10 protein-coding genes are annotated in these 12,670 nt (G+C 42.0%); 6 read left to right on the top strand and 4 right to left on the bottom strand.

Annotation, left to right across the window (positions count from 1 at the left end):
* Window positions 1-79: 79 nt before the first annotated feature.
* The 5 genes from E6139_RS04630 (at window position 80) to E6139_RS04610 (ending at window position 7,388) form a co-directional block, all read left to right on the top strand.
* Window positions 80-1,693 (top strand): SpaA isopeptide-forming pilin-related protein, encoded by a 1,614-nt coding sequence (locus tag E6139_RS04630; protein WP_316401887.1) that lies wholly within the window; start codon window positions 80-82, stop codon window positions 1,691-1,693.
* Between the two features lie 391 nt (window positions 1,694-2,084).
* Window positions 2,085-4,685, top strand: coding sequence for a bifunctional acetaldehyde-CoA/alcohol dehydrogenase (gene adhE, locus E6139_RS04625; RefSeq protein ID WP_316401886.1), 2,601 nt, complete (start codon window positions 2,085-2,087; stop codon window positions 4,683-4,685).
* A 255-nt stretch (window positions 4,686-4,940) separates the two neighbouring features.
* Entirely contained in the window at window positions 4,941-5,414 is a 474-nt protein-coding gene (locus E6139_RS04620; protein WP_316401885.1) for a hypothetical protein, read from the top strand.
* A gap of 194 nt (window positions 5,415-5,608) precedes the next feature.
* Window positions 5,609-6,805 (top strand): CynX/NimT family MFS transporter, encoded by a 1,197-nt coding sequence (locus E6139_RS04615; RefSeq protein ID WP_316401884.1) that lies wholly within the window; start codon window positions 5,609-5,611, stop codon window positions 6,803-6,805.
* Complete coding sequence (locus E6139_RS04610; protein ID WP_316401883.1) at window positions 6,747-7,388, top strand: FadR/GntR family transcriptional regulator; 642 nt, start codon at window positions 6,747-6,749, stop codon at window positions 7,386-7,388. The genes E6139_RS04615 and E6139_RS04610 overlap by 59 nt, the downstream gene beginning before the upstream one ends.
* A 180-nt stretch (window positions 7,389-7,568) precedes the next feature.
* Here E6139_RS04610 and fni read toward each other — a convergent pair whose 3' ends face one another.
* Genes fni through mvk form a run of 4 tightly spaced genes read right to left on the bottom strand, consistent with a single transcriptional unit; the run spans window position 7,569 to window position 11,613 of the window.
* Window positions 7,569-8,612: a type 2 isopentenyl-diphosphate Delta-isomerase gene (gene fni, locus E6139_RS04605; RefSeq protein WP_316401882.1), complete on the bottom strand. Its 1,044-nt coding sequence runs from the start codon at window positions 8,610-8,612 to the stop codon at window positions 7,569-7,571.
* Window positions 8,602-9,690, bottom strand: coding sequence for a phosphomevalonate kinase (locus tag E6139_RS04600; protein WP_316401881.1), 1,089 nt, complete (start codon window positions 9,688-9,690; stop codon window positions 8,602-8,604). The genes fni and E6139_RS04600 overlap by 11 nt, the downstream gene beginning before the upstream one ends.
* Entirely contained in the window at window positions 9,687-10,679 is a 993-nt protein-coding gene (mvaD, locus tag E6139_RS04595; protein ID WP_316401880.1) for a diphosphomevalonate decarboxylase, read from the bottom strand. Before mvaD ends, E6139_RS04600 begins: the two co-directional genes overlap by 4 nt.
* Window positions 10,672-11,613: a mevalonate kinase gene (gene mvk / locus E6139_RS04590; protein ID WP_316401879.1), complete on the bottom strand. Its 942-nt coding sequence runs from the start codon at window positions 11,611-11,613 to the stop codon at window positions 10,672-10,674. The genes mvaD and mvk overlap by 8 nt, the downstream gene beginning before the upstream one ends.
* 380 nt (window positions 11,614-11,993) lie before the next feature.
* Between mvk and E6139_RS04585 the strand changes: the two genes are divergently transcribed.
* Complete coding sequence (locus tag E6139_RS04585; protein WP_316401878.1) at window positions 11,994-12,650, top strand: deoxynucleoside kinase; 657 nt, start codon at window positions 11,994-11,996, stop codon at window positions 12,648-12,650.
* The last annotated feature ends 20 nt before the right edge of the window (window positions 12,651-12,670 follow it).

Below are 12,670 nucleotides of genomic sequence, written 5' to 3'. Positions count from 1 at the left end.
GCGTATATATAAATAGGAGAAGATGATTTTGGAGCTAGTATTTTTGGTTGTTTGATTAGAGATGGTATTGGGGGAGAGAATGATGAAAATCAGCAAAGGGCCAATTCTCATGCTTTTTTTACTGCTGAGTTCCTATTTAGTGATTTTAGGAATTGCAAAGCCGACAATTTCAGCGGCAGTAAAAGATACTACTGCTAAGGTACACGTTTTGGATTTGAAATTAGTAAAGGATGATGGAAGCGCGGTTACAGAGAGCAATCAGATTCAACTGAATGACAGGATTCAATTAGACTATATTTGTAACATCAATCAGGAAAGCATGACTGAGATTGAGGCAGGAGATACCTTTCGTATTTCTCTACCAGATGCGCAGTATTTTCGGAGCGATGATAATAGTTTAGAAACGAAGCTTAAAGATTCTGTAACAGGCGAAACTTTGGGCCAGGTTTCATTATCAGATAATCAATTTACAGTGACGATCAATGAAACGGGAGCGAGACAAAAAGAGTTATCGCAGCTTCATCTGAAAATAAACGTAAAGGCTATAAAGGCGGGCAGCCAAATCAATGCTGGCGGAAATGGCTCACTGACCATTCCTAAACTGGAGATCATTGATCCCAATATTCCTACGGATGATTTAATTCGCGCGAATGCCAAAATAGCTGGTGCTGGTATCTTGGATAAGCCTCTGAATTTTGAGTATGTGATTGTTGACAAAGCGAATCAGAAAGAAGCAGTCGCTTTTGGAAGAACAGAAAGAAAGCTGATTCAGAAGGGAGAAATAGTCAAAGTTGTTTTTTACAAAAGCAAATCAGCACAAGGCGAATTATCAGACAAGATTGATGGAAACACAGGTGCTTCAGGCTGGCGTTCTTTACTCAAAGATAATCACAGCTATTTAATCCGAGAGATACCCAATCCAGAATTTTCAGCGGTAATCACTGGCGGCGTTGGTGAAGGGTATCAATACGATTATCAGATAGAGGATAATCGGACAGCTCGTTTTTTGATCTTGAATCAAACAATCTTAAAGGAGCGATTTACCAATGATCTAGCGGCCGTTCCGACAATGGTGATTCCGAAAATTGAGAATGAAACGCAGAAGGACACGACTGAAAAGACGAGCTTGAAGCAAAGCGCCAAAGAAACAACGCCAAAAACGTCGGCGGCACCTGATACGATAGACAACTCCGCAGAAAACACCGATGAAAAGAAAGGAATTGACTTGACCAAGACGGACTCAGCAACAGGAGAACCGCTGCCAGGGGCAGAGTTTGAATTGAAGAACTCAGCTGGTGATAAAATGTATTTAAGAAAGGCATTGGTCACAGATGAAGATGGATTGCTCCACATTAACCCCCTTCCAGCTGGAGAGTATACTTTGGTAGAGATTAAAGCACCAGAAGGCTATGTGCTGGATGATACCCCGATAAAATTTACTTTCGCTAAGGATGATCGGTTTGTAGCATTGGCAAAAGAGAATACGAAGGGAGATACGCCCATTCCAGAAAAAAAAGAATTCCCTGAATCATCGGAAACCAGTGAAGGATCCAGCAGTCAGCAAACGAGCAAGTCGTCTCCGTCCTCGTCAAAAAAAGAATATCCAGCAACAGGTATGAGGGGAAATAATCTGCTTTCATTAGCAGGTGTGGGTCTGATCACAGGCATATGGCTTTATCGAAAGAGGAGATAGATGGACACAACGCTGATCAGCAGTAAATTGCTGATCAGCTTTTTTAGACTTAGTCGACTTTTCGGCAGAATACCTTTATGACAAAATGAAAGAAATGTACCTTTTTATAATGAGATGGCTGCGTGTTGCGAATGCAATAAAAAGCCAGACGCAGTAGAATTCAGTTCAAATAAAGATAAAAGCGCCACATTTTGTGAAGGAAAGAACTTTGACAGCGTTTTTATAAGTTCAAAATACCATAAAAACAATTGTTCTGATATCGCTGATATCATGGCATTTGTTAAGAAAAAAATATGGTGTGAAAAAAATCACAAAAACTGTTTACAAACGATTGGCGGTGTTGTATGATGTGTATGTGAAAAGTAACACAAAAATTTTTAGGAGGATACACATGGCTAAAGCGATTGAAAAGGAAAAAGACGCGATCAGCGTTGAGCAAGTGATTGACGAATTAGCGGCAAAAGCAAACGTTGCGTTAAAAGAAATGGAAGATTTTGATCAAGAAAAAGTTGACCATATCGTTCACGAAATGGCAATGGCGGCACTAGACAAACACATGATGTTGGCAAAAATGGCAGTTGAAGAAACTGGCCGTGGGATTGTCGAAGATAAAGCGATCAAAAATATGTACGCATCAGAATACATCTGGAACAGCATCAAAAATGACAAAACAGTTGGCGTGATCGGCGAAGACAAACAAAAAGGTTTGATCGAAGTTGCCGGACCTGTCGGCGTTGTTTGTGGAGTAACTCCTACGACGAACCCAACTTCTACTACGATCTTCAAATCAATGATCGCATTGAAAACTGGGAATCCAATCGTATTTGCATTCCACCCAAGTGCTCAAAAATGTTCTGCTGAAGCTGCACGTATCGTTCGTGATGCTGCAATCGCAGCCGGCGCTCCTGAAAACTGTATCCAATGGATCGAAAAGCCATCGATCGATGCAACATCAATGTTAATGAACCATCCAGGCGTAGCGATCGTTCTTGCGACAGGCGGACCTGGCATGGTTAAATCAGCATACTCTACTGGTAAACCAGCTTTAGGTGTAGGTGCTGGTAACGTACCTTCATATATCGAAAAAACTGCGAAAATCAAACGTGCAGTAAACGACTTGATTGTATCAAAATCATTTGATAACGGTATGATCTGTGCTTCTGAACAAGCAGTCATCGTTGACAAAGAAGTTTACGAAGAAGTAAAAGCTGAGTTCCAAGCACATCAAGTTTATGTAGTGAAAAAAGCGGAATTGAAGAGATTAGAAGACGCTGTAATGAACGAAGGCAAATATGCGGTTAACCCTGCGATTGTTGGTCATTCAGCTGAAGATATCGCTCAACGCGCTGGTATCAAAGTTCCTGCGGGCACAAAAATTCTGATCGCAGAATTAGACGGCGTGGGTGCTGATTACCCATTATCACGTGAAAAACTTTCTCCAGTTTTAGCAATGATCAAAGCAAACGATCACCAACATGGATTCGATCTTTGCCAAGGTATGTTGGAATTAGGTGGTTTAGGACATACAGCAGTTATCCATACTGAAGATGAAGATCTACAAGTGAAATTTGGATTGCGTATGAAAGCTTGCCGTATCTTAGTAAATTCACCATCTGCAGAAGGCGGTATCGGTGACATCTACAACGAAATGATTCCATCATTGACACTTGGTTGTGGTTCATACGGTAAGAACTCTGTATCTAAGAACGTATCTGCTATTAACTTAATCAATGTTAAAACTATAGCGAAACGGAGAAATAATATGCAATGGTTTAAATTACCATCAAAAATCTACTTTGAAAAGAACTCTCTATTGTATTTGACACAAATGGAAAACGTTGAACGTGTCATGTTAGTTTGTGACCCTGGTATGGTTCAATTTGGGTATGCTGACATCGTTCGCGAAGTTCTTGGACGTCGCGCAAATGACGTGAAAATCGAAGTATTCTCTGATGTTGAACCTAACCCTTCAACAAACACTGTTTATAAAGGATTAGAAGTATTCAACGACTTCCAACCTGATACAGTAATCGCTCTTGGTGGTGGTTCTGCAATGGATGCGGCGAAAGGAATGTGGATGTTCTTTGAACACCCAGATACTTCATTCTTCGGCGCGAAACAAAAATTCTTGGATATCCGTAAACGTACCTACAATATCGGCAAACCTGAAAAAACTCAGTTCGTATGTATCCCAACAACATCTGGTACAGGTTCTGAAGTAACACCATTTGCCGTTATCACAGATAGCGAAACACACGTGAAATACCCGTTAGCAGATTACGCGTTGACTCCAGACGTAGCAATCGTTGACCCTCAATTCGTTATGACAGTACCTGCTTCAGTAACTGCTGATACTGGTATGGACGTATTAACACATGCGATCGAGTCTTATGTATCTGTTATGGCATCTGACTACACGCGTGGATTGAGCTTACAAGCAATCAAACTTGTCTTTGAAAACCTTGAAAAATCAGTTAAAACAGCTGATCCAGAAGCTCGTGAAAAAATGCATAACGCATCAGCAATGGCTGGTATGGCGTTTGCCAATGCATTCTTGGGAATTTGTCACTCAATCGCTCATAAGATCGGTGGAGAATACGGTATTCCTCACGGACGTACGAACGCAATTCTGTTGCCTCATATCATCCGTTACAATGCGAAGGATCCGCAAAAACATGCGATGTTCCCTAAATATGACTACTTCCGTGCAGATGCTGACTACGCTGATATCGCTAAGTTCTTAGGACTTAAAGGCAATACAACAGCGGAATTAGTTGAAGCATTGATCGAAGCTGTCTACAACTTAGGAGCTACTTGTGGCATTGACATGAACTTGAAAGCACAAGGAGTGACTCAAGAAACGTTGAATACAACAGTTGATCGCATGGCAGAGTTAGCGTACGAAGACCAATGTACGACTGCTAACCCTAAAGAACCATTGATCAGCGAACTAAAAGAAATCATCGTAACTGCTTACGACTACAAAGCGTAAAAAGTTTAGCCAAACATCCGAAATCAGATATTCTGATTTCGGATGTTTTTTTTATTACTTAATATATTTATTCTATTTTTATTTTACGCATTACAGACGATTCGAAGAAAAATATCTTTATATTTTTGTTGAAAGTAACAATAGTTGTTTTTATTTAAAAAATTCATTTCTTTTAGAGAAAATGATTCTCTTTGATTGTTATAGTCTGTGAAAAACGATAGACTAGAATTAGGATAAGAGGAAGGGTTCGAGGGTATGGAGAAACTGAGACGAGAGATAAAAGAACTGGCTGAATCAAACGCACGACTGGGCGTGTTGATCGATTATTTAGTGAACGAAAAAAATTTAATGACTAGCAAGTCAAATCATATTTTTATGTTAGATATGCAGGACTATGTCGCCGCCTTGAAGCAATTAGCTCCCTCGGATTCAGAAAATTCTGCGACACCTCCAGATATCAAACAAATCAATCATTTGCTTACTCAGCAATATGAGCTAATGAAGATTATTCAAAGAGATTATGCTCGGCTCGAGCTCCAAGATAAATTACCTGAAGAGATGAAATTTGATAACCATAAGAAGAAGCACTTTAGACGTTTACAGGTGATCAATCAATTACTATTGCAGGACAATATCTTTTTCCAATCTATGCTGGACGCAAACAAGATCAGCGGAAATATACGGATCGGTGAAAGAAAAAGCTGGCTACAGCGTCTATTAAGAAGATAAAGCAACAGATACTCAGATAAGATAGACAGGTATTAAGCTCAATACTGGGCTTGATGCCTTTTTTTGTGATGACTAAAAAGTTTCATCGCAAAACAGTTATTCCTTTGACGAAAGAATTAAAAATCAGTTGCAGCCTTCATTTTTAAATGATATGATGAATTTAAAATACATCAGATGAATTTGAGGGATATTCTATGGAAAATAAAAGAATGGTGTTTGTAGTATGTATTGTCGCGCTAAATTTGCGATTAGGCATTTCTTCGGTTCCACCGTTAATCGGGTTGATCAAACAAGCTCTGCAGCTGAATAACTTTCAAGTTAGTTTATTAACCAGTATTCCAGTTATTTGCATGGGGGTCATGGCTTTTGGTGTTAAGCAGATGCAGCAGAAGCTTGGCCGCGATCGCAGCATCTTACTATGTTTATTCTTATTGGCAATCGGGATGGCGAGTCGAATTGTTTTCTCCAATTATTTATGTTTGGTTCTTTCGGCCATCGTGATTGGATTCTCTATCGCGATCATCGGACCTTTGCTGTCTGGTTTGATAAAAGAGTATTTTCCACAGCAAACAGGATTGCTGATTGGTGTCTATTCCATCAGTATGGGTGTCGGTTCGGCGGCGGCATCGAATTTTAGTCTTTCATTAGCTAAGACCTCGTGGTCGTTTGCTTTAGGAAGCTGGAGCATATTAGCGATTATTGGCGGAATTGTTTGGTTTTTTGTTATGGGAGAGAAGGGTACACAAGCATCCGTTAGGAAAGCTTCGAAAGGTTTTCCTTTAAAGAGGGTTCAGGCCTGGAAGATGGTTTTATTCTTTGGGCTGCAATCTGGAATGTTTTATGGCGTGAGTACCTGGCTGGTAGAATTACTTGTTCAAAAAGGCTTCTCACGAGGGGAAGCGAGTCAATGGTTGACCTTATATGTGATTGTACAAATGGTGTTTAGCTTTGTTATCCCAGTTTTAATGGATCATTGGGGAAGTACCAAAAGCTGGATTTTGATTTGCGGCTGTCTGATTTTGCTCGGTGTAGGTTGTCTGCTGACGAATACCTTTTTCTTGTTGATCGGTGGCATCATACTGATTGGTTTTGGTTTGGGCGGCTATTTTCCGATCGCCATACTGCTGCCGCTGCAGGCGAGTGAGGATCCGTTGGAAGCTAGTTTATGGACAGGGATGGTTCAATCCTTTGGGTATATCGTAGGTGGAGTAATACCGATTCTTTTAGGCGTTTTCGTAGATATTTTTCAATCCTTCAACGTCTTCTTATATGTTATGATTATTTTGTGTGGCGGTATCTTATTGCTGACAATTCAAGGAAGAGGCTATGGTAATGACGAAAAATCGCAATCTGGTGAACGAGACGATTCAGCAGTTAGAGAAGTACATTGAGGAAAAGGATTTAAAAACGGGCGATAAGCTGCCAGTAGAAAAAGAGTTGGCTGAAACGTTCGGAGTCGGACGTTCGACTTTACGAGAAGCAGTTAAAATTCTAGTTTACAGCAATGTTTTAGAAGTAAAGCAAGGCTCAGGAACCTTTGTCAAAAACGGCAGTATTGGAGATTTTTCGACGACCGATCTTTTACAGGCCCGGTCAATGATCGAGACGCAAGCGATTGTCTTGGCAGTATCGAATCAAACAGACAAGGGCATGCTCCAACTGAAAGAGGTCTTGTTCCAGCGGAATCAATTGTTGGAAGCGGGGAAATTTTCAGAGTATATCGAAGCAGATCTGTCCTTTCATCAGCAGATTATTCTGATGAGCCGCAATCCCTTTTTGATCAAATGGTATAATGAGCTGCTGCCGGATATCAAACTGCATTTAAGCCAGCAGGTACTGCGAATGGAAGATTATCAGGACAATACCAGCATCCATAATCAACTTTACCGAGCACTGCTTGAGAGAAAAACAAAAGAGGCGCAAGCGCTGATTCAAAAAAATATTTATACAGACGAAGAGGCTGAGATCAAGTGATCTCAGCCTCTTTGTCAGTTAGGCTTTTCGCAGTGATTGACGATCGAGGTATACTCTTTTTTAGATAGAAAATAACCGGTTGTGCTGTGTAGCCTAATGATATGCGTGACGAGAATCAGACTATTTTTTCGGTTTTTGGAAAAATAAATCCCTAATTTCGAGATAGCTGTTATGTGCGAACTAGTTGCGCAACGCTAATTTTTTATAATCGATGCCGCGAGCTTGGCACCATTCTTTTGGTGCACCGCTGATAATGATCGGATTGTGGACTAAATCCGCTGTTTTTGCCTTATCGGTCATTAGATACAACCGGCGCAACTGTGTTTTCCAGTCTTCAATCAGTTCAATCGTGGCATCAATTCCATTGCTGATCAAATGATCTAAGATTGTAGCGGAGATGCCAACAGCTTTAGCACCTAAACAAAGCGCTTTGAAAATATCGTAGGCATCACGAATGCCGCCGGAGGATAAGAGCGTGAGCTCATTGACAGTTTGTGCTTCTAATAGGGAGATCACCGTTGATTGTCCCCAGTCATCTAAATAGCTTAGTTCCCGTTTTTTACGTCGGGCATTCTCGATTTGCGAGAAGCTTGTACCGCCACGCCCTGAAACGTCAACAGCTTTTACTCCAAGAGTTTGTAATTGCTGAAGGGTCTCTCTGTTCATACCGAAACCAACTTCCTTAACAATTACTGGTACACTCAATTGTTGGACCGTCTCTTGAATATTCTTTGGCCAATCGTGAAAATCACGATCTCCTTCAGGCATAACGAGTTCCTGCGGTACATTCAAATGGATCTGCATCCCGTCGGCTTGAAGCAAGTCGACGATTTTCTTTGCATCTTCACTGGTTCGGCCGGCGCCCATATTGCCTAAAATCAAGCCGTCAGGATTTACTTCACGAACAACGCTGTAAGAATCTGCAACGTTCGGATCTTTTAATGCAGCGCTGACCGACCCCGTTGCCATCATTAAGTTCGTTTCGCGAGCGATGATCGCCAAATCATGATTGATCTGCTTGGTTTTCTCACTGCCGCCGGTCATTGCATTAATGTAGAAGGGGGCACTGAGTTGTAATCCAAGGATTTCTGTACTTAGATCGATTTCTTCTGATCGCGTGCTGACGAAGGAATTGTGGATCAAGCGAACCGCATCAAAATCATTCTCTTTTGGTTTTTGATGAAAAGCGCGAGCTAAGGAAACATGTTCATCTTTACGATTCATGAGGATCCTCCGTAAAATGATAGACATGTAAAGGCAGCGGCGTGATGCCGGCCTTTTCCCAGGAACTCATCAAGGGCAGAATCCCAGCGCGTTTGTCAACGATCACGATACCGCAGTCGCCGCCGCCAGCGCCTGATGATTTTGCCGCGCCGCCATATTTTTCTGCCAGATCATTCAAACGTTTTAATTCTTCGGTCTCGATGGAAACATTGCTGAGACTGGTTAATTGATTCAATAGGCTGCGATTTTTGCGGATCATTTTTTGGATCAGAGCCACGTCGTTTTGTTTGAAGCCTTGGATCATTTGATCCACGCATTCTGTGCTTTCCCGTAAAAAGTTCTCATAAGAAGTCCTTTTCTCCTCGCGGGACTGGTGGACTTGATCGACTAAATCAGAGGTCGAGGCAGGGCTGCCGGTCCAACCGATCAGCAAACGCAGATCTTCTGGGACTTCTAAGGGTTCAATCTTCAGACTGGGCCATTCGCTTTCCACCAGGGTAGTTATTTTTTCAGATTCCAGCTTGCTTAATACCCAGTCGTGATCAAAAGTAGAAAAGGCCAGCCAGCCGCCGTAACAGCTTGCTGCGATATCTCCGCAGGAGCCGTTGCCTTGAACATTCAGATGAGCCAATGTCGCCAATTTAAACAGTTCCAGCTGCGAAAGCTGTAGATCATAAAAAGCATTCAAGGCTTTGACTGTAGCGACAGTAACAGCACCACTAGAGCCTAAACCGTATTTGCGCCCGTTGGAATTATCCAGCTCGCTAGTCACCTTCAAATCAAAGAAGGCGAGTTTTTTGCCTTTTTCTTGAGCGAATTTCTCCGTAAAGTGGATCGCTGCTAAAATGTAGTGAAAAGGATTGTCGCGGATATCTAAGACCAGCTCGTTTTTCCGTCGTGTCCAACGAATGGGCAGGTCGCTGTATTGAGCGGATTGGATACTGCCGCTTTTTTTTGCAGGACCAATCGAAACAGAAATAAATTGATCGATCGCCACGATGATCGCCGGATGTCCCGGTTCGACTACCGCATATTCGCCGGCAATGTATAATTTCCCTGGTGCAGTCACTTCGATCATTTAGCTTCCTCCTCGCTCAAGATTTCAATCGCCGGCCCTGCATGGGCAACGACGAGCTGTTGGTCATCAAATTGATTTTTTAAAGCGTTCAATAAAGCTTCCTCGTTTTTACGTTCCACTAGGATTTTAACATTTGGTCCAGCATCCATTGTGAAATAGCAAGGCAAGCCAGCATTTCTGATTTGACGGACAAGATTCATAACTTTCATACTTTCCGCTGACCAGTAGGTGAAGGGTGGATTTGCGGCTAAAGTTGTTCCGTGCATTTTCAAAGCACTGGCTTCAGTCACTTCTCCCAGAGCGGTGAAGTTTTTTTCTGCGATCGCCTGTTTCGCTCTTGCTATGTCTGCAGGTACGGTTTGCAGCCAGCCATCATAAAAGGCCGAAGTTTCCACCGTGCGCTGCATTCCGTCCCGGCTGGATATGTCTTTTTGAGCGTCATTCACAACGACAAAAAGCATACTTAATTCATCTTCAAAGCCGGTGCTAGGAATTTTGACGGCATAAGAAGATTCGTCAGTATCACCTTTTTGCCATTCCGCAAAGCCGCCGTAAATACTGCGGCAAGCCGAGCCTGAACCGCGGCGCGCTAAACGAGATAATTCTTCAGGGGATAGCGTTAAATTCAAAGCGGCACTTGCGGCTCCGGCTAGAGCCGCTAGACCGCTGGCTGAAGAGGCTAACCCTGCTGCGGTTGGCACAAAGTTTTGACTTTTTACAACCGCCCGCAAAGAACAATCCGCTTTTGTACGGATGACATCAAGAAAGCGACTCACTTTTAAGGTCGCTTTCGAATCTTGCAATTGATTGTCTAGATAAAATTGGTCATGCTTGATCTCTTCTGAGAAGGTGACGCGTGTTTCGGTATAAAAAGCATCCAATGTCAGTGATAGGCTGTTGTTCATAGGAATGATCAGTTCTTGATTTTCTTTGCCCCAATATTTTATCAAGGCAATATTGGTATAAGCCCGCGCTTTACCGCTAAACATGTGCGTACACTCCTAACCCTTCGATCCATGTATTTCGCGCGCCGGCATCTAATAAAATCTGCTGCAGCTGACGTCCGCTGGTTTCATTCTCCGCCAGTGCGATCATACAGCCGCCGCGACCGCCGCCGGTCAATTTCGCGCCCAGTGCTTGGTTTTCCAAAGCTGTTTCGATCAAGTGATCTAGGTGCCGATTGCTGGTGCCTAATAATCGTAATAATCCTTGTGCTTGATTCATACAGTCGCCTAAAATTTGCGGACGATTTTGCAGGATGGCTTGTTGGGCTTTGCTGGTCAAGTTACCCAGCATACGCATTTGTTTATTGGTTTCGTAGGGGCGCATCTCCATCAATTTGGCGATGTCCTTCACTGCTTTACGCGTTTGACCTTTGACGCCAGTATCGGCGACCACTAAAAAAGCATCCATGTTTAATTGGAAAGGCTGGAAGCCGATGCCTTTTTGGTATAGGATCGGTTCCGTGCCGCTGATCGTAGTAGCATCGATACCGCTAGGATTTCCGTGAGCGACTGCTTCAGCTTGGTTGACGAAGTGCAGCACGCTGTCTTGCGTCGCCGATTCTTCCATCCAATCAAAGACCGCCCGTGTAATTGCGACTGCTACAGCCGCGCTAGAGCCCATTCCCCGTTCAGCTGGGATCGAGCTTTCGATTTTTAGATAAAATGGCTCTGGAATTTTAAAATGCTTCACTAAATACCATAGTAAAACAGTCACGTTGCGCATCGTATTTGGAGCTTCTGAAAGCGGTCCGTGGAAGAAGCTGGATTCGATCCACGATTCTAATTTATTCGCGCGGATCGTCGCTTGAATACCTGTTCCTGAAAAAGGAAAGGCAATCGCCGGTTCGCCATAGACAACCGAATGTTCCCCCATTAAGATGATCTTTCCGCTGGCATAACCCGTGCCAATCGATTTCATTTAAAAAACCCCTATTTCGTTTTAGAATGATTCTTTCTCAACAGAAAAAATAAATTATTCTCACTAATATTCATTTTAATTGAATCGTTCTTAATGTAAAAACAATTCGTTTTCCTTTATCTTTTAACTGGAATTGCGTATAAATCTTTAATTAATAGTAATTATCAATATTTAGTCTCTTCCTATTTTACTCAGACAGAGCCGACAAGTAAACGAAACCATTGAAAAGTTTTTGAAAATCAGCGAATTTTTAAACATTCCTTAGAAGAAAAAACTTTTCTTCGATTCAGCTATTTTGTTTGACGACACAAGATATTGGGGGTATATTTGATAAGTTGAAAAATACGCACTATATTTTGTATGAAGCGAGTTGGAGGTCTATGAGCGTGATCGTATTAGCAGGAACCATTGGAGCGGGGAAATCAAGTTTGACGGCAATGTTGTCAGAGCATTTAGGGAGTCAAGCTTTTTATGAATCAATCGATGATAATGAGGTATTGCCGCTGTTTTATGCCGATCCAGAGCAATATGCTTTTTTATTGCAGATTTATTTTTTAAATAAACGTTTTGATAGTATCAAGAAGGCGATGCAGGATGATAATAATGTCTTGGATCGTTCAATCTATGAGGATTCATTATTATTCCACTTAAATGCCGATCTTGGTCGAGCAACAGAGACAGAAGTAAAGGTATACGATGAATTATTGGCGAACATGATGCAGGAATTGCCTTATGCTGCCCACAAAAAGCATCCCGATTTACTTGTGCATATTCGTGTTTCTTTCGAGACGATGATGGAGCGAATTCAAAAACGAGGACGGGAATATGAGCAGCTAGAATTTGATCCAACATTATATGACTACTATAAAGAATTGAACAGCCGTTATGATCAATGGTATGAAGAGTACAACGAGAGTCCTAAGATTCAAATCGACGGTGATCGTTTGAACTTTGTAGATGATGCTGACGCACGTGATGAAGTGATTCGTCTGATTGATGAAAAAATTTTAGAGGTTCAAGGCGCCGCGGTAGAATAATGAAAGATGCTTAATCGTAA

This window comes from Enterococcus sp. (assembly GCF_032555305.1).
Classification (GTDB): Bacteria; Bacillota; Bacilli; order Lactobacillales; family Enterococcaceae; genus Enterococcus_A.
The sequence above is the reverse complement of the archived record's forward strand: the minus strand, read 5'-3'. Positions and strand labels throughout refer to the sequence as shown.

Coding starts and splice junctions, on each gene's coding strand:
- E6139_RS04630 (WP_316401887.1), top strand. CDS start 80: ATGATGAAAATCAGCAAAGGGCCAATTCTCATGCTTTTTTTACTGCTG.
- adhE (WP_316401886.1), top strand. CDS start 2,085: ATGGCTAAAGCGATTGAAAAGGAAAAAGACGCGATCAGCGTTGAGCAA.
- E6139_RS04620 (WP_316401885.1), top strand. CDS start 4,941: ATGGAGAAACTGAGACGAGAGATAAAAGAACTGGCTGAATCAAACGCA.
- E6139_RS04615 (WP_316401884.1), top strand. CDS start 5,609: ATGGAAAATAAAAGAATGGTGTTTGTAGTATGTATTGTCGCGCTAAAT.
- E6139_RS04610 (WP_316401883.1), top strand. CDS start 6,747: ATGACGAAAAATCGCAATCTGGTGAACGAGACGATTCAGCAGTTAGAG.
- fni (WP_316401882.1), bottom strand. CDS start 8,612: ATGAATCGTAAAGATGAACATGTTTCCTTAGCTCGCGCTTTTCATCAA.
- E6139_RS04600 (WP_316401881.1), bottom strand. CDS start 9,690: ATGATCGAAGTGACTGCACCAGGGAAATTATACATTGCCGGCGAATAT.
- mvaD (WP_316401880.1), bottom strand. CDS start 10,679: ATGTTTAGCGGTAAAGCGCGGGCTTATACCAATATTGCCTTGATAAAA.
- mvk (WP_316401879.1), bottom strand. CDS start 11,613: ATGAAATCGATTGGCACGGGTTATGCCAGCGGAAAGATCATCTTAATG.
- E6139_RS04585 (WP_316401878.1), top strand. CDS start 11,994: ATGAGCGTGATCGTATTAGCAGGAACCATTGGAGCGGGGAAATCAAGT.